The following is an 18,999-nucleotide window of genomic DNA, read 5'->3' as shown; positions in this document are numbered from 1 at the left end:
AAACCATCTATGACTTGTTATGTGATTGACGGAACGATCGACGGGCTTCTGACTGCGGTGTTCGATGCCTTTGCGTTGCATGACCAACCGGACCGGTTGCTGATGCAGGGGGAAACGGTGCCGCTGTTCTGCGATCATCTCTATCAGGTGACGACCGACGACGAGAAGGCACGCCGGGTGTGGGCCGGGTTGGAGAAACGACTGCCGCATGAGGTCATGAGAATGATTTCCGTCAGTTGGCTGTCAGAACTGCCAGAGCTGCCAACGCCCTTATTCCTCTATATCTGTAAGGTGTTCAGACAAGGGGATATCTCTAGATATTTTGCCGATCCCGATGTGCAAGCTGTGACGAACATCGCACGGAAGGTGGCCCATGAGGAGTTGCGTATGAAACAGTTTATTCGTTTCCAGAAAGCCAAAGACGGCACCTACCTCGCTGTGGTATCACCCGATCATGATGTGCTTCCGTTGATAATCACCCATTTCGCCGACCGTTTCAATGACCAGTCGTGGCTCATCTATGATGCCAAGCGGCACTATGGTTTCTATTATGACGGGCATCAGACCATCCGTATCACGTTTGAGGATGAAGTCGCTGTGCCCTTTAGTCTTTCCGATGGAAAACTGGATGGCAACTTGCTCAGCAGTGACGACCAACTGATGCAGGACCTGTGGCGTACGTATTTCAAGGCTATCTGTATCAAGGAGCGCATGAATCCCCGGAAGCAGTTGAAGGACATGCCCCGCCGTTACTGGAAATACATGACAGAAAAACAATAAAGCCTCCCCAAGGGAGGCTTTATTGTTATAAGGTGATGGTGAGCTTCTTCAGATCCTTGTCCTGCGAACTGTTGCCGTAGAGGATCTCGTAGGTGCCTGACTTGGTTCGCATGGTGTTTGTCTCGGCATCCCAGAACTCAAAACTCTTCTCGTTGAGCGTCAGCGTGACAGTCGCAGTCTTGCCGACCTTCACGTCGGCACGCTGGAAGGCCCGGAGCGACTTCGACGGTCCCTCGGTATCGGCGAGGTTGCGGATGTATAACTGTACAATCTCTGTGCCGTCGCGCTTGCCGGTGTTCGTGACAGGGATGCTGATGGTATAGTCGGGCTTTCCGGCTTCTCCGGAAATCTTAGCTTCACCAACCTCAAAGCTGGTATAACTCTGCCCATAGCCGAAGGCGAACAGCGGATCGTCGAAGTAACGATAGGTGCGCCCCTTCATCGAGTAGTCCTCGTAATCGGGCAACTGCTGGGTATTCTTATAGAAGGTCACGGGCAACTTACCGCTGGGGTTATAGTCACCGAAGAGCACGTCGGCCACGGCAGTGCCTCCCTCCTGACCGGCATACCAGGCCTGGACGATCGCCTCACAGGTCTCGGTCTCAGGCAGCAGGGCGATGGCAGAACCGGAGCAGTTGACGAAGATGACCTGCTTACCGGCTTCCTTCAGGGCCTTCAGGAACTCGCGCTGTACCTTCGGCAGTTCGATATCCGTGCGGTCGCCGCCCTTGAAGCCCTCGATGTTCACGGGCATCTCCTCTCCCTCCAGACTCGGAGCGATACCACCAACGAAGATCACCTTGTCAATGCCCTTCAGTTGGGCGATGGTCTGCTGGTAGTCGATGGGCAGCTCACGGGCCACGTCGATCTTCATCGACGCCCCCCACGTCTTCACGGTCTGGAAGCGCACTTCAATCTGGAACGACTGTCCCTTTTCGGCCTTCAGTACGGTACGAGTCGGTGTGGCGCGCCAGATATGCTGCATGATTTTTCTTTCACCATTGACAAAGACCTCGAAGTGACCCGTTGCCTCTACATTCAGGACATACTCACCGGCCTCCTTCGGAGTGAAGGTCGTCTCATATTTGGCAGAGAAGTCCTCCACGGGCAGGTTGGCGGCGAAGACATGCATGCCGGCCGTGGTTACGTTGACGGGCTTCGTATAGTATTCGGTGGTGAACGACTTACCTTCCATCTTCGTGTTGGTCCAGAAGGTGCCCTTCAGTCCTTTCTTGCCGTCGGGACTTGTGCATTCTGTTGCCAGACGACTCTCCATCACGCGGTCGTTGGTCAGGTCGCAACCGGGTATATACACCAGCTTCTTCTGCTTGGCCTTGATGCCATTGAGGATGGTGATGGTATGGTTGGGCGTACCGTTGTAGTTACCCCACATCATCGGTTCATTGTTGGCATTGGGACCGATGACCGCAATTTTCTCGGCATTCTTCTTCAAAGGTAGGATGTCGTGGTTGTTCTGCAACAGCACGATCGACTGGCGCGCCATGTCAAGGGCAATCTTGGCGGAAGCCTTGGTCGACATGGCCGAATAGGGGATCTTCGACCACTCCACAAGCGATGGGTCGTCCATCTCACCGAGATCGAAGCGACCTTCGAGCAGACGGATGATGTGCTTGTCGACCTCTGCCTCACTGATCAGACCGCGTCGCACAGCCTCGGGGATGCTCCTGTAGGCGTAGCCATAGCCGCACTCCACATCTGTTCCGGCCAGTGTGGCCTTGGCAGAGGCTGTGATCGGAGAGGACGAGCTCTTATGTGAGGTATAGAAATCGCTGATGGCACCGCAGTCGCTGACGACGAGGTACTGGAAGCCCCACTCATCACGGAGGATCTGCTGAAGCAGTCGGTTACTGCCGCAGCAGGGGTCGTCGTCGAGCCGCTGGTAGGCGCACATGACCTCACGTACCTTACTATCTTGAACGAGGGTCTTAAAGGCCGGCATATAAGTCTCCCAGAAGTCACGTACCGGTACATTGGTGAGGTTGGCGGAGTGACGGGTGTATTCCGGACCGCTGTGTACGGCATAGTGCTTGGCACAGGCCCACAACTTACGGTATTTCGATGACTCCGGTCCCTGTAGACCACGAACGACGGCATCGCCCATCACGGAGGTCAGATAGGGATCCTCACCGTAGGTCTCCTGACCGCGGCCCCAGCGTGGGTCACGGAAGATGTTCACGTTCGGTGTCCATACCGACAGACTGCGCATCTTCATGTCCTCGCCGCCCAGGTCGTATATCCGGTGGTTGTACTGGGCACGGAACTCGGTGCTGGCCACGTCGAACACATCGAACAGTAAGGTAGGGTTGAACGATGACGCCATGGCCACCGGCTCGGGGAAGTTCGTCACGTTACCCATGTTGGCGGCACCGTGCAGGGCCTCGCTCCACCAGAAGAACTTCTTGATGCCGAGGCGTGGGATGGCCGGACTCTCGTCGAGCATGAGCATGGCTTTCTCCTCCAGCGTCAGTCTGCTGCAGAGATCCACGGCACGCTCCCTGGCACTCAGGTCAGGGTTCTGATAAGGCAAGGTCTGTGCCGATGCAGACGATACGGCACAGACCATGAGCATAAATAATGTTGATAATAAGAGGTTATTTCTTTTGGATAATTGTAGTAGCATATCTCGTTATGTTTTCGTTGCAAAGATAAATAAAATGTGTGATATGTACAATACTTCATGTCACATAAACTTTCTGTCAAGTAACATCAAGTGGGCCGAACGTCTATATCTTCAGCCGGTATGTCTGACCGGGCTTGGTGTCCAAATCGTATTCGTAGACATTTTTCACCTGAAGCAAGGGAAAATCTGACAGTTCAGCCGATTGTAGCGGCTGTTGGATCACGGCCGGTGCGAACAGCGGGTTGGGGCACTCGCCGGTGGCCGGTCTCAGATGCGCTCCATGAAGGGGCACGTAGGAGCGTACGCGGAGCGTGCCGCCGATGGTCGACTTGATGACGGTCTCCTGTATGGCACCGTCCTTCCAACGCATGTCAACGATGAAGCCACCTCGTGCACGAAGACCGGTGACCTGTCCCTCCGACCATGCGTCGGGCAGGGCGGGCAACAGGTGTACGGCACCGTCATGACTCTGCAGCAGCATCTCACAGATGCCAGCGGCACAACCGAAGTTCCCGTCGATCTGGAAGGGCGGATGGGCATCGAAAAGGTTCGGGTAGGTACCGCCTCGGGGCCCCCATTCTGTCGTGGCAGGTATCACCGTCAGCAGGTTCTTGAAGATCTGGTAGGCATGGTTGCCGTCGAGCATCCGCGCCCAGAAGTTGATCTTCCACCCCAGACTCCAGCCCGTCGCCATGTCACCACGTTGGTTCAGTGTGTTGGCGGCGGCGGTGAAGAGCTCCGGATGGGAGTAAGGCGATATCTGGTTGGAGGGATAGAGTCCGTAGAGGTGAGAGATATGACGGTGCTCATCCTTCGGGTCGTCGCCGTCGATGAGCCACTCCTGCAGTTGACCGTAGCGCCCGATCTGCATGGGCGCCAGCTTCGACAGCGCCTTCTGATAGACGCGGAGGGAGCCCTCGTCTTTGCCAAGAACCTTGGCTGCCTGTATCAGTTGTGAGAGCACATCGAAGACAATCTGGTTGTCCATCGTCGAACCGGCGGTGACGGTGGTGCTCTTACCCTTCGGACCGTGTTCCGGTGAGACGGTGGGCACGGTGACGAGCCATCCTGCGGCTCCCTTCACCTCGCCCGCCTCGGGATACGGCTCCATATAACTGAGTAGGAAGTCGGCAGCTCCTTTCATGATGGGATAGTACTCCGTCAGGAACTGCTTGTCGCCAGTGAAGAGATAGTGCTGCCAGAGGTGTGTCGTCAGCCATGCACCGCCTGTGGGGAACATACCCCAGGTTGTGCCGTCTACCGGACCGGCGATGCGCCAGAGGTCGGTATTGTGATGGGCCACCCAACCGTCGCATCCGTACATCGTCTGGGCGGTCTTGGTACCTGTCTTGCTCAGGTCGCGGATCATCGAGAACAATGGCTGCTGGGTCTCGGCGAGGTTTCCCACGAGGGCAGGCCAGTAATTCATCTCTGCGTTGATGTTAATGGTGTATTTCGAGTCCCATGGGGCATCCATCTTGTCGTTCCACACACCTTGCAGGTTGGCTGGCTGTCCGCCTGGTTGCGAGGAGGATATCAGCAGGTAACGACCGTATTGCATCATCAGCGACACCATGTCGAGGTCGGTGCCGCCGTTCTTGGCGAAGGCGGCGAGACGCTGGTCGGTGGGGAGGCGCGTTGTGCCGTTTGCCGAAGCAGCCGACTGTCCCAGCGTCAGCGACACACGGTCGTACTGCGCTTGGTATGCCTTGATGTGCCGGTCGCGCAACTGCTCATAGCTCTTCCCCTTCAGTGAGGTCATCGTCTGGAGGTTCTTGACTGTCGGGTCACCACTGATGTTCTGGTAGTCGATGAAGTTGGTGGCGGCCACGATATAGATGGTTGCTGTCGTCGCGTTGCAGACAGTGATAGACTTGCTGCCGTCCACCGTCTCACCTTCGGTGCTCACGATGATGCACGCCTCGGCCGTCAGTTGTCCGGGAATGCCTTCCTGCTCCACGTTCTTGACGACGGCCGTCAGCTGATGGTTGCTGACATGCTGCTCCGCCTGCAGTTGACTGTCAAAGCCGAGGTTAAAGGCCAGCGTACCTTCCTTGTCCACTTTCAGATGCACGACGATGGCGTTGTCGGCCTGTGAGGCAAAGACCGTGCGCTCATACTTGATTCCGTTCGCCTCGTAGGTGGTGGTGCAGAGTGCGTCGGCGAGACTCAGCTCACGACGGTAGTCCACCGGCACGGTCTGCCCTTGGTAGTCGAAAGATAGCTTCACGCTGCCCAACGGTAGGAAGCGCATGCCATGAGGTCCCTTGAAGAAGTGCTTGTCGATGATCTCGTGCGCCTCCATCTCCTTGCCTGCGAAGATCAGGTCTCTGACCTCCTGCAGATGAGTCTTGGCTTCTTCACTGTTGTTATGATGGGGCGACCCGCTCCAGAAGGTCTCCTCGTTGAGTTGGATCTCCTCGCTGTCGGTACCGCCATAGACCATCGCCCCGAGATGGGAGTTGCCGATGGGCAGAGCCTCCAGCCAGTGGGTGGCGGGCTTGTCGTACCATAGCTTGTGCTGTTGTGCTGTGGCCGAGAGTGCTGTCAGGCAGACGGCCAGCATCATGAGTGCTTTCTTCATCTTATTGGCTGATATTGATTTCCTGTCCTTGATAGTCGACGGTCTTCGTGGTGCCGTCGGGCCACACCACCGTGAAGGTCCTGACAGAGAGCATGCCCGGGAAGGAGCCTTGTCGCTGACCGATGGTCAACACCCCCTTGGCATCGTCCCAACGGAACGGGATGGTGCTGTAGATACCCTTCTCGTAGTTGTAGTTGTCGCCTTCATCCTCATAGAGCGTGAAGGTACCGTCGGCACCCGGATAGATACGGAGCTCGAGGTGGTCCCATGCCTTCTCACCTACATACTGCATCTCCGGACCGAGTGGGAGGATGCTACCGGCACGGACGAACATCGGCACACGGTCGAAGCTGGTGGTGAGAACGACCGTCTGTCCGCCCTTATACCACTTATTCGTCCAGAAGTCATACCACGTGGTTCCCTTCGGCAGATATTTCGTGGCTGTCTTGCTCACACTCCAATCCACTCCCGTCTCCTGACTCCTGTCGCCCGGCTGTTCTTTCTTCTCCCATCCAGTCATAGCGTCCTCGTGGATGATCTTCTCCTCCGTGTACTGGGCCTCCACGATGGGGGCGGCAAGGATGCTGCGACCGAACATGAACTCATCGGTCATGTTCCACACCTTCTTGTCCTGGACGAAGTCGCTGAACAACGGTCGCAGATAACTGTCGTTGTTGCTGGTGACCTGCCAGGCTGTACTATATATATAAGGTATAAGACGGTAGCGCAGACGGATGGACTTCTCTATCGCGTCGTACACGGGCTCTCCTTTCCGACCGAACTGCCAGATCTCACGGGGCGCGTCGGCACCGTGACTGCGGAAGACTGGACAGAACAGACCATACTGCATCCATCGCACATAGAGCTCCTGGAACTGTGGGTTCCGTGGTGCAGAACCGCTACCCTTGGTATTGTAGGAACCACAGAAGAAACCGCCGATGTCGGTATTGAAGTTAGGATTACCCGTCAGCGAGAAACTCAGTCCGGCGGGCAACTGCTTCCTGAGCATATCCCATGACGAGGCCACATCACCGCTCCACATGTTTGAGCCGTAGTGCTGCTGTCCGGCGAAGGCCGAGCGTGTCATGATGAACACCCGCTTTTCCTCTCCCGATCCTTCCGAAGGAGCAGCGCTGCTGCGCTGTGCCTCATAGACACCACGCACGGTAGCCAAGGGGAAGGCATTGCGCATGGCTCGCCATGTCATCCCCGTCTTACTTCCCTCTGTTGCCGGGGATTTGCAATCCCCGACGATATAGGCATAGTCGCTTTCCCTCGGATTGAAGAAGTCGGGATCCGTCGAGTCCATCCACCAGGCATCGGTGCCATAGTCGTAGAGCCTCTTCAGGTATTTCCAGTAGATATCACGTGCCTCGGCATTGAAGGCATCATACACCTTCACCCCTGAGGGATAGTCCATGCGTGGCGGCCAGATATGAGAGAGTCCGCTCTGTGGCCATGTCTCGATGGGCAACAGGAGTCCTTTCTCATTGAGTTCGCGGAACTGCTGGGTCTGTGGACCGAAGCTGGCCCAGATGCTGATCATGAAGTGAGCGTGCTTCTGGTGCACGTTCTTGATGAGCTGAGGCCCGTTGCTGAACTCCTCCGAGAGAAAGTTCATCGCGTTCCACAGGTAGTTCGAGCCCCAGTACTGCCAGTCTTGTATGATACCGTCGAGCGGTACCTGCAGCTCACGGTACTTGTCGACGATGCTCTCTGTCTCGGCGGCACTCTTGTAGCGCTCCTTCGACTGCCAGAAGCCGTAGGTCCATAAAGGGAACATCGGTACCTGTCCCGACAGGTGTCGCATCTGTGCGATGACCCCGTCGGCAGAGCCGCCGTACATGAAGTAGTAGTCGGCACAGTCGCCCACCTCCGAGGAGAAGCGCATGCCCTGCTGGTCGTCATCAAACTGTGTCGGAGCGTAGTTGTCCCAGTACAGGCCCCAGCCCTTGACCGACTGCAGCACGTTCTGGTAGTCCTCGAGGTTCGACTGCTCCATCCGCTGGTGGGTGCCACGACGGTTCATGCGCCCGTTCTGTATGGTACCCAGTCCGTAGATGGCCTCATTCTTATCGAGGGCGAAGCACTGTGTCACACGGAAGGTGCCGGCATCGGGCCCTTCTGTCCATGGGTCAAAGACACAGCTTGTCTCTCTGAGTAGTGTGCGTTTTTTGTTGTCCTGAAAAGTGATGGCACCGGAACGCGGGTCCACCTTGACGGTCAACTGTCCGCTGGCGACGGTGTTCCCGTTCCTGACCACCTCGACCTCCTCGGGCTGTGCGGTGACCACCATGCTCTTCTTCATGTAGCTGTGACTGAGGGGTGTTTTCACCACATGGACGATCGATGGGGTGAAGAACTCGACCTTGATGTCGGTCTTTTCTGTCTGCCATTGTAGTTGGGTTTGTGCCATGGCTGTGCCGAACACAGTCAGTAGTGCGCACAAGATAGTTTTTCTCATTGTTTCATTATTAGTTGAAGTATGAATAATTAAAAACCTCGGGGCAAGAAACGCTTTTCTTGGGCCCCGAGGAAGGAAAAACTACTAACTACTAATATAACTAAAACAATTTTAACCATGTTTGTGATTCTGTGTGCAAAGTTAAGGGAAAAAACAATATCCCTGTTTCTTTCATGTTACAGATAGTTTTCTTTTTGTTTCATATATCAGAAAATAGTAGCTTTTCCTTCCCTTTTCGTGAATATTTATAAGATATTACTGATAAATGCTATACAAATAGCCAAGCAGGGCCATTTTGCCGCGCATGGTCTCTCGGGGCGTAAACTCACCGTTCACCCAGAGGTAACGCTGGTTGAAATACGACTCCTGACGGGGCCAGCCGCCTTCGTTCCATGACGGGTAGCAGCGATTCAGGAGGATACGTGCGTCGCCGCCGTTGTTGGGCGACCATGTCTCTGTACCGTTGAACGGGGTCTGTCCGGGATGTGTACCTACCTCACCGTCGTTGCGTCCTGTGGAGTACACATCGGTGATATGGCGCTCTCCCAGACCGGTCATCTCCACGATATTACCCGGGTTACGACCCATGGCCCAGCCGGCTTCGGTGTACATGACGTGCTCCAGCTCCTGGCGACGTGCCTTCTGGGGCTCGATATAATGGGCGAGCATCACCAGTTGCAGGTTCTGCGACACCTGCCAGCGACTGTCGTTGGCACTGCGGCGCGAGGGGCGCTGGGCCATATGACTGATGTTATAGGCCTCGGCATGACTCTTCACGCTCGCCTTCAGGTTCTGATAGAGAGCCTCGAAATGGCGCGGCTGCGGAGTGGTCAGGTAGGCTGCAGCCGCCCAGAGTTGACAGAAGGGGATATCTTTCTCCTCGTACTGGTTGGTCACGCCGATGCCGAAGAATCCCTGCTTGCCCTTGTTGAAGAGCAGTGAGTTGCCGTCCTTGATCATGCTCTCCTCGGCGAAGATCTTCTCCCAGGCCTCGTCGCCGGTGAGGTTGTAGAGGAAGGCGGCGGCCAACTGACGGAAGTCACGGCCACGCATGCTCATGCTACCGATGTCCTGTAGCTCGTCGAGCTGCAGGTCGTCCTGACGACTGGCAAAGCGGAAGGCCTTGATGGCCTCGTCGGTATAGTACTGGCGCAGGGAGTCGTTCTGCTGGATGCGGAAGGCCTCGGCGAGGACGGCACAGTTGGCGGCGTTCGCCCAGGCGGCCATCGTCGTGCAACCGGCCTGGAACATCACGCTCCAGTCGGCACAGGGGTTCGTGACTCCCTGTGAGTAGGCCTCACCATCGCGGATAGAGAGGAAGAAGTCCACCTCGTTGCGGGCCTCGTCGATGATGTCGGGGATGCCGTTGCCACTCTCGCGGATGCCGAGGTTATCATCGGTCAGTCGTCCGCCGGAGAGGAGATAGGGCAGCAGCATGTCGTAGATATTACTGACGTGAGCGAGATGACGGTCCCAGTCGAAGGCATCGGAGTGACCGCCCCTGACCTCTGTGTTCACGGGGTTGCCCGGCAGACGGTGCTGCCAGAAGATCGACTCGAAGAGCTTCTTGAAGTGGGGCTCGTCCCATACGTCCATCCGTAGCTTCCGCCACTCGGGATGCCAGGGCTGCAGATCGGTCTTGTAGACGGTGAAGCCCTTGGGGTCGGTCTCGGGGATGAACTGCGGCTGTCGTGGCACGGGGAACACATGCTCGGGGTCTTTCGGTTCGCCGAGACGCATGTAGTAGTAGCCGCGCACAGAGTAGCGGTAGGGCTGGAAATAGACGTTGGCGGCGATGTCGAAGTCCATGCTGCAGCCCACATCCTCGACCACCAGACGGTAACGGCCCGGAGTCGCGCCCTTGAAGTCGATGTTCCACACGTCGGTGCCGATGAGGCTCTTCTGTCCGGCCTCTTCCTTCGCGTCGGCCATCGTCTTCCAGAAGGCCACCGTACCGGCAGCCGTCTTCTTCTTGGTGTTCACGTTATAGAGATAGACCTTCCGTCCCTCCCATGCCTTGTAGTCGCGCTGACCGCCGTCGCCCAACCACTGGTAGAGGTCGGCGGCATGCCGTGTCTCGTTCGGTGCATAACCGATGATGTTCACATGCACGGCTTCCGACGGGGTGTTCCACACGTCGAAGCGGATGGTGGCTGTCGTCTGGTCGGCGCCGATACCGTCGGGGATGCTGACCGTATAGCTGCATCCCTGTCTCATCGACTGCGGCAGTTGGATGAACAGCCAGTGGTCGAGCTCGCTCGACAGCGTGTTATCGGTGTTCATCGGCTTCGACTTCCGCCAGATGTTCACGGGCTGTGCCGCGGCGAAGGCCTTGTCGTCGGCCGAGCTGACGCGCCAGAGTGCGGCCTGCTGCGCCTCGCCCACCTTCAGTCGCTCGCCGAACACGAGCAGGGTGTCGTCGCCCTCGGCGAACGAATGCCCCAGATAGGCGCTCGGTCCGGTGCCGTTGTCACGGTAGTGCACCTCACCGTCACGGAAATGCACCATCAGGTAGTCTTTGTCGATGATATGGATGCCAAGGAACTTGGTCGCCATCGCCGACGGTGCTGTCAGGAGCAGCATGCCCGTCAGCATCATAAAGAACGTTGCTTTCTTCTTAAGGGTTTTCATTTATTGGTTGTTTTTATGTTTGGGTACAAAGATACGAAAAAATCTAGAGCAAAACAAAAATAATGCGTTCTTTTTTTTGCCGAGATGGCGTATCTTCGACGAAGCCAAATAAAGAACGAGTGCGTTCTGTGGTGCCCCTGTTGCCGTCTCGTCGTTCAAGAATTGCTTGAGCGATGGCGGCGGCCGACTGACAGAATAAGCCAGAGGTGTCCCCCTCTATACTTGCCCCCTCTAGGGGGCTAAAAGTATATGAGGGGGCCTCCGCGTTTCTGTCAGTCGGAAATCCCCCCCTTCCTACGGTCCACTACGTCCCTCTGCGGTCCCTGAGCCTGTCGAAGGGAATACCGCAGCATCAAAGCGCAGCCGAAAAAACACGCCAGACAATTCAATTGCGATTTATTTTTACAAACGCCCCCTCATAACTCGCGTATTAACCAGAAACAACGCAATAAGGACGTAGACGTAAGTTTTAAGCAATTTTTATATTTGCTTGATAATAAGTAAGTTATATACTATCAATGTAGAGCCAGGATCTTTCCCTCAGAGAGATAGGCTCCAAGAGTTGTGGAGATAGGGCTTACGAGTGAAAGAGATAATCCCTTATAGGGTATAGAGATGATCCCTTTCTCTCGTAGATGCCATTCCTTACAGTCATAGAGATAATCCCTTTGACTGTTAGAAGGCACCCCCACCCGGTGTAGCCTCGTTCTCCACTCCGAATAGGGCAAAAAGGGAGTAAAAAGCCCCCTCGGTTTTTCTGGTTTGTAACTTCAGCCGAACACTTTTTTAGGCATTTTTTTAGGACAAACGGCGACCTTCCTTATTGCAGCAGTTCTTCTGGGTAGCTGGGCATGGCTCCGTTTTGGGTACAGACGTAGGCAGAGACCTGAACGGCGGTGCGATGAGCCTCGGGCACAGACTTGCCATTAAGGATACTACCCACGAATGAGCCGGTGAAGGAGTCGCCTGCGCCTACCGTATCGGCCACATTGACCTTAGGCGTTTCCTGGAAGGAAATGTGACCTGGGGTGAATACATAGCTACCGTTAGTGCCGCATGTGAGTACAAGCATGTCGAGATTGTACTTGCCCAGGATGAGCCAGCATTTGTTCTCGATGTCGAGGCCAGGATAACCGAACATGCGGCCGATGAGCACCAGTTCCTCATCGTTTATCTTCAGGATGTTGCAGCGCTGGAACGACTCACGCAGAATCTCCTGCGTATAGAACTGCTGGCGCAGGTTGATGTCAAAGATCTTTATGCAGTCATCGGGCGTGGCATCAAGGAATTTTTGAATGGTCTCACGGCTCACCACGTTGCGCTGGGCTAATGAGCCGAAACAAACGGCCCGACAGTTGCGGGCTATTTGTTGGATGTCGTCATCGAAAGGGATATTGTCCCATGCGACGTTCTCTTTGATGTCATATGTGGGGATGCCCTGTTCGTCGAGCTGCACCTGTACTGTTCCAGTAGGATAAGGTACACGGGGCAGCAGATTGTTCAGACCATGCTCCTTCAGAGCCTCAATGGTCTCGTCGGCCAGTTTGTCCTTTCCCAGCGCACTGATAGCGATCGTGTAGTCACTACCCAGGAATTGTCCTGCATGATAGGCGAAATTGGCAGGGGCACCACCTAGTTTCTTGCCTTCGGGCAGTACGTCCCACAGGACCTCACCGAGTCCTACTACATAACGTTTCTGATTCATAGTTTTATGTGGTCTTTATTTGTTTGATATACGTAAAGAGGTAGAGGACACCGACAGCCATCACCAGCACGGCTCCGGCCTGTCCCATGGCGTCGCTCATGAAACCCATGAGCAGGGGGAAGATCGTGCCGCCGAATAAGCCCATGATCATGAGGCCCGAGACCTCGTTCTGCTTCTCGGGCATCGATTCGAGGGCAGTGGCGAAGCACATGGAGAAGATGTTCGAATTGCCGTAGCCCACCAATGCGATAGCGATGTAGAGCATCCATTGCTGCGTGCCGAAGAACAGACCACACATCGATAGCGCCATCATCACCGCCGAGATGATGAAGAACGTTCGCATCTTGAGTACGCGGAGAAAGAACGAACCCGTCAGACAGCCGATGGTACGGAAGATGAAGTAGAGGCTCGTGGCAAAGGCTGCCTCGTTGAGCGTCATACTTAGTCGTTCCATGAGGATCTTCGGCGCCGTCGTGTTCGTACCCACGTCGATGCCCACATGGCACATGATGCCAAAGAACGACAGCAGCACGATGGGGGTGCCCAGGAGTTTGAAACACTCCACAAACGTGGAAGGCTTGCCCTCAATGGCTGGTTCGTCAATAGACGTGATGAGGAGCAGAATCGATGACAATATTCCAACGATCAAGAAGATTCCGAACAGCACACGCCAGTTCAGTCCGAATTCAGGAATGACCATCGTGGCACCCCACATGGCGAGATAGGGAGCAGAGAACGAGGCGATGGCCTTGATGAACTGTCCAAAAGTGAGCGTAGAAGCCAGGTTACCGCCGCCCATCACGGTCGATACTAACGGGTTGAGCGATGTCTGCATCAGAGCGTTGCCGATGCCTAGCAGTGAGAAGGCCACAAGCATGATGCCGAACGACTCATCAAACAGCGGCAAAAGCAGAGACACGACTGTCACCACAAGCGAGAGCAGCACAGTCTTCTTACGGCCAATCCTGTTCATCAGCATGCCCGTGGGAACACTGAAGATGAGGAACCAGAAGAATACTAACGAGGGGAATACGTTGGCCACGGAGTCGCTCAGGGCCAGGTCGGCCTTCACATAGTTGGAGGCGATGCCCACCAAGTCCACGAAGCCCATGCAGAAGAAGCAGAGCATCACGGGGATGAGGGCGAGTTTACTAGTTTTATTCATAATGAACGATGGTCTGTTTTTATTTATCAAGTTGGTAGATGGTTGTCTTACCGCCCTTTACCTTTATGGTGTTGTAGGGCTCTGAGGGGAATACAAGGTTGGTCATCACCATCTTTCCTTCTGCGTCGAAGGCCTCGATGGAACAGCGGTCGATGAAAAGACGCAACTGCTTGATGCTACCGAAGGTGGGAGCAGCGGTCTCACAAGGGAAAGCCTCACTGAAGCTCACGTCGCCGCTCTTCGTGCGATCCATCTTGAACTCCTGCTTCTGGGCATCGTAGTGCATCGTGACCTGCTCACCCTTGGCATTAGACAGGACGATGTCGGTCGAGCTTTTCATGTCGATGACGATCTCGCAGGCCTCCGTCGGCTGCTTTACTTTCTTGCCACGCAGGGCCATCACCTCTTTCGAGGGGATGCAGGTCAGGATGGTCTCGCCGCCAATGGTCTTTATACCCAAGTCACGGGGCAATCCATTGGCTGAGCGGAACTGCTGGGTGGGCACTTGGTTGGCATACTGCCAGTTGCTCATCCAGGGCAGTGCTACGATGCGGCCTTCGGGAGCATTGTGGAAGGTGACGGTAGCATAATGATCCTTGCCGTAATCCATCCATTTCGTCTCTGAGGGATTGTCCTCGCACGTAAAGGTGTGGCCGTCGAACCGCCCAACGAAGTACTGCGTAGCCGAGCCACCGAAAGGTCCACCGGGATTGATGTTGAGCAGCAGTACCCACTTTTCGCCGAAGCAAAGCATATCGGGACATTCCCATACGCCATCGTGGTTGCCGTATTCACGACCAAATGAACTCTCGTACTTCCATTCTTTCAAGTTCTTGGAACTGTAGAACTGCACTTCCTGTCCCACTGCCAGCACCACCATCCATTTGCTTGTAGGCTCGTGCCAGAATACTTTGGGGTCGCGGAAGTCAGGGGCGTTGAAGGTAATGACAGGATTACCGGCATACTTAGTGAATGTCTGTCCGCCGTCGGTACTGTAGGCGATGCTCTGCGTCTGAGCGGCTCCAGCCGACGTGTACATAGCTACGACCGCATTGCGGCCGAATCCTGTCGTATGGTCCTTGTCAACGATGGCACTGCCCGAGAAGATGGCTCCCAGCCAGTCGCTCTCGATGGCCAGCGGCTGAGCATCCCAGTGAATCAGGTCGCGCGAGGTGGAGTGCCCCCAACTCATGTTCTCCCACTGTGAGCCATAGGGGTTATACTGATAGTACAGGTGCCACACGCCATCCTTATAGAACATACCGTTCGGATCATTCATCCAGCCATACAACGGCGTGTGGTGATATCGTGGACGGAAGCGTTCGCGGTTTGTCGTGTCGAAGGTGTCCGAGTACTTCATCTCCTTCCAACACACGAAATCCTTCATGGCTCCTGTCGTCCTCTTGTCAGCATGAAAGGTGATATCTAACAGTTGTCCGTTCCTGATTTCGAAAGGAACGAAATAATCCACTTTGTCCACGGCCAGACGGACGTTCAGCCGTTGTACCATCTCGTTACGTATGTCGAGCACGGCAATGTTCGCATTCTCTTCCTTCTCCTGCACGGGCAGCAGCAGATACTTTGTTCCCTGCTTCACCCGTAGCATGGCATGATTATCTCCCAGGATCATTGGACCTTGGGCCTTCACTGTCACCGCCATCAGTAGGGCAGTCATCATCATGAGTCTCTTCATATTCGTTTGTTTTAAGTTTCTGCTGCAAATTTACATATTTTATCGTGTTTTCAGATACTCCAAGGAGTTTTTCGCGAGGGTGAGGATATTGTCCTGATAGATGTTATTCTTCGGGTGGGCACTCTTGTCGGGCGTGCCATCGGCATTCTTCATCGAGAACTCGCAGCCACCGTTACCGATGCAGAGTAGCGTACCCTGGAAGTCTGTGTTGCCCTGTTGGGCTTCCCAGACGTTCATCTGACTGATCCACCATATCTGACCATCCCATGTGCCGAGCGGATAGATACCATAGGTCTGGGTACACTGGGTGTAGCAGGCCTCTTCGCTATTGCCGATACCTGTCAAGAGACTGGGAAGATTGAAGTAGAGGCAGTTGTGGTCTTCCGTCCAGCCTGGTCCCTTGAAGGCGATAAGCTTCGTATCGGCGGTTGTCTCCACCTCCAGACCCTTGTAGATGGGGTGCGAGGAGTGATCTTTCTTGAACTTATGGTCGGGATACAGTTCGACAGCCATCTTCCAAACGTCATTGTTAATGCCGCCGAAGCCGAAACCGAAGGCATGGTCGTTGTTTTTCATGTCGTCGAGATTGAGGCGTCCGAGATGACCAGCATAGACGGTGGCGTGACTCCAGAGCAGGAGGCTACCGCCAGCCTTGTACCACTCGCGGATGATGGGCGTGGCGGCCTCTACGTCGGTGGGTATATTCCAAACGTCGCTCTCGCTGACACCCTCTAGGTCGCGAAGCCAGAAGAGCACGCGATAGGGTTCGATGACATCAGCAGAGTTGATGCTGGTGAAAGGCACGAACTGAGCCGTCGGATAGGTCTCGTGGAGCCAGAGCCAGGCCGAGGCCTCGTCGTCATCACCATTGGCAACCAGTTCTTCAGGCGAGGCATAGACACTCAGGAAGCCGATGGCAGTCTTACCGATGCGAAGTGATGAGCGGGTCGAGAGGGCTGTACCCTTATCGTTCACAGCAGTCAGGGTGACTTCCCAAGTGTCGCCAGTCTTTACGTCGGAGATCGTATAGGAAGTGGCTGTGCCAGGGAGAGTCTCATTGATGGTCTGTTTGCCATTGGTAGCGGAGAACTTGATGCCGGTGGCATCGGCAGTCTTGTTCCACTCTACGAGGGCATCGTAGCCGCCAGCCTTATCCACCTGCGACATCTGCACACCGCTGATGCTGGTGGCACCTTCACGCAGATAGTTTTTGATAACGCCAGTAGAGAAATTGGTGCCGTCGGTAAGTTTGAAGACATACTCAAATGGCACGTTCGTTGGCACGTCCTTCTGTGTATAGCTGTTGCCGCTGACGGTCTCGCTGACTGAGAGCGTGCCGTTGCGATAGATGCTGACCTGCATCTGCTCTGTCTGGGCAGACCATGTCCAGGTGTAGTCATCGCCATTCAAGGCACCGGTGATTTGTGCGGCATCGGGAGCCGAGAGGATCATGGTCTTGCGGTCGATGTCCTTATCCTGACAAGCGGTCAGGATAAGTGCGCACATCGCCATTATAATGATAGATATCTTTTTCATAACTCTTAATTCTTAATACTTAATTCTTAACTCTTAACTCCCCACTTTAATTATATCCTTTATTCTGAGTATAGAGCCCTGGCACGTAGTAGAGCTGGATGTAGGGCAGGGGGAAGTACTCGTTCTTTGCGGGCGTATAGTGGGCGTCCTTATAATACTGGGCGTAAGTCTGACCGTCGTAGATGGCATCCTTCTCCTTGTCAAAGAACTTGTTAAGCGTCTGCGAGGCGATGCCCCAGCGGCGCAGGTCGAAGTAGCGGCCGTTCTCCATGGCCAGTTCTAAGCGTCGTTCCCACTGCAGGCACTTGCGGGCCTGTTCCTTATTAGAGAAATAGCTGGCAGGATAGAGGGCAATGTCGCACTGGTTGGCGGCATATTGGATATGCTTGGCGATGCTGTTCTTGGCACGCTGGCGGATGTCGTTGATAATGGTACGGGCTTCCTCCAGTTGTCCTGTCTCAATGAGGGCTTCAGCACGCATCAGCATCACATCGGTGTAGCGCAGCACATAGTCGTTCATGGCGAAGGCCTGCCAGGGATTGTCGAAGGTCTCTCCTTTCGAACGCTGCGGCACCTCCTTCAGTGAGGTATAGTAGCCGTAAGTGTTCGGTGTGCGACTGTTGTCCTTGGTCATGGTGTACTCGGCTTCGTACTTGTAGGGGAAAGTGGGCATACCGACGGTATGGAAAAGGCGCGGATCCCATTTCTGGGCAGTAGGCACACCGTTGATAGGATAGGCAATCTCATCGTTGTAGTCGTCAAACATGGGCAGTCCGTCACGGGTCTTGAAGGCGTTGACGAGGTTCTGCGTGGGCTTGTGGAAGTCCCATCCGCACGACCATATCTGCCAGCAGCCATTGAGCATGTTGCTCCAGTTGGCGCGTCCGTAAAGGGTATTATCGTCCTGATAGTCGCTGTGCTGTACGGCGAAGACACTCTCCTTCGAGTTTTTGTACTCCGGCAGGAAGATATCTCCGAAATCCTCCAGGTAGCCGTATGGTGAGTTTTTCACATCGTTAGTGTACTTTATCACCTCCTGCATGTACTGGCTGTTGATGTGGCCGGCACCGGTCGAAGCCTCATAGCCATCGCCCCAGGCCATAGTCAGGTAGCACTTGGCCAGATAGGCTGCGGCGGCAATCTTGTTGGCGCGACCGCCTTCGCTCTGCTGTACGGGTAGCACATCATAGGCAAACTTGAAGTCAGCCACGATCTTGTCCATCAGCTCCTCATGGGTGAACTGGGTGTTGGGTGTCTGCTCCTCGGTGTGGTTCTTATATACCTCCTCGTCGATCCAGGGCACCTGGTACCACATCTGGACGAGTTTGAAGTAGAAGTGAGCGCGGAGGAAGCGCACCTCGCCCTCGCGGATTTTGGTTTTCTCCTCACCCAGTTTGGCATTCCCGTATTCGGCCAGCGAGACCAGCGCGCGGTTGCAGCGTGAGATGCTACAGTAGAAGTGATACCACTGCTCGTCCATGTGGTCGGGCGTCGAGGCTGTCAGCGTCGACCATACTTCCACAGGATGATAGTTGGTATCGGTGGTGCCCGATCCGCCCTTCATGGCATCGTCAGAGGAGACGTCGCCATAAGGCCAGAGATTAAACGGATAGGTGTACCAGTCGTCGCCCAGTTTGGCATAAGCTGAAGTTACCATTTCATTAGGCTGGCTCATGGCGAGATCTTCACTGATGACGCCCTGTGGTTCTACGTCGATGAAATCGTTGCATGATGTCAACGTACCACAGACGATCAGTCCTGCACAGATTGTTTTATATATTGCTTTCATAATCTTTACCT

The 18,999-nt window shown here is 54.9% G+C and carries 10 protein-coding genes; 1 reads left to right on the top strand and 9 read right to left on the bottom strand.

Annotated elements, in window-relative coordinates:
* The first annotated feature begins 9 nt into the window (after nucleotides 1-9).
* Entirely contained in the window at nucleotides 10-780 is a 771-nt protein-coding gene (locus BMY63_RS11400; protein WP_091900072.1) for a TIGR03915 family putative DNA repair protein, read from the top strand.
* 25 nt (nucleotides 781-805) lie between these two features.
* On the opposite strand, the gene xyl3A is transcribed toward BMY63_RS11400, so the two are convergent.
* The 9 genes from xyl3A to BMY63_RS11355 form a co-directional block, all read right to left on the bottom strand.
* On the bottom strand, nucleotides 806-3,421 hold the full coding sequence (gene xyl3A / locus BMY63_RS11395) for a xylan 1,4-beta-xylosidase (protein WP_371113589.1): 2,616 nt from the start codon (nucleotides 3,419-3,421) through the stop codon (nucleotides 806-808).
* A 103-nt stretch (nucleotides 3,422-3,524) separates the two neighbouring features.
* A complete protein-coding gene (locus BMY63_RS11390; RefSeq protein WP_091916901.1) occupies nucleotides 3,525-6,005 on the bottom strand; it encodes a glycosyl hydrolase family 95 catalytic domain-containing protein in 2,481 nt (826 codons plus the stop codon).
* Between the two features lies 1 nt (nucleotide 6,006).
* Complete coding sequence (locus BMY63_RS11385) at nucleotides 6,007-8,469, bottom strand: glycoside hydrolase family 31 protein (RefSeq protein ID WP_091916899.1); 2,463 nt, start codon at nucleotides 8,467-8,469, stop codon at nucleotides 6,007-6,009.
* A gap of 255 nt (nucleotides 8,470-8,724) precedes the next feature.
* Nucleotides 8,725-11,100 (bottom strand): glycoside hydrolase family 9 protein, encoded by a 2,376-nt coding sequence (locus tag BMY63_RS11380; RefSeq protein ID WP_256219010.1) that lies wholly within the window; start codon nucleotides 11,098-11,100, stop codon nucleotides 8,725-8,727.
* 820 nt (nucleotides 11,101-11,920) lie between these two features.
* Complete coding sequence (locus BMY63_RS11375; RefSeq protein ID WP_091916898.1) at nucleotides 11,921-12,805, bottom strand: carbohydrate kinase family protein; 885 nt, start codon at nucleotides 12,803-12,805, stop codon at nucleotides 11,921-11,923.
* Between the two features lie 4 nt (nucleotides 12,806-12,809).
* Nucleotides 12,810-13,970, bottom strand: a complete 1,161-nt coding sequence (locus tag BMY63_RS11370) for an MFS transporter (RefSeq protein WP_091900066.1) — start codon at nucleotides 13,968-13,970, stop codon at nucleotides 12,810-12,812.
* 19 nt (nucleotides 13,971-13,989) lie between these two features.
* On the bottom strand, nucleotides 13,990-15,663 hold the full coding sequence (locus BMY63_RS11365) for a glycoside hydrolase family 32 protein (RefSeq protein ID WP_091916896.1): 1,674 nt from the start codon (nucleotides 15,661-15,663) through the stop codon (nucleotides 13,990-13,992).
* A gap of 39 nt (nucleotides 15,664-15,702) precedes the next feature.
* On the bottom strand, nucleotides 15,703-17,199 hold the full coding sequence (locus tag BMY63_RS11360) for a DUF4960 domain-containing protein (protein WP_091900064.1): 1,497 nt from the start codon (nucleotides 17,197-17,199) through the stop codon (nucleotides 15,703-15,705).
* 46 nt (nucleotides 17,200-17,245) lie between these two features.
* Complete coding sequence (locus BMY63_RS11355; RefSeq protein ID WP_091900063.1) at nucleotides 17,246-18,988, bottom strand: RagB/SusD family nutrient uptake outer membrane protein; 1,743 nt, start codon at nucleotides 18,986-18,988, stop codon at nucleotides 17,246-17,248.
* Nucleotides 18,989-18,999 lie beyond the last annotated feature (11 nt).

Origin of the sequence: Prevotella aff. ruminicola Tc2-24, from assembly GCF_900110895.1 — a bacterium.
Lineage (GTDB): Bacteria > Bacteroidota > Bacteroidia > Bacteroidales > Bacteroidaceae > Prevotella.
Note: the sequence above shows the minus strand (reverse complement) of the source record. Positions and strands in the feature narration are given on the sequence as shown.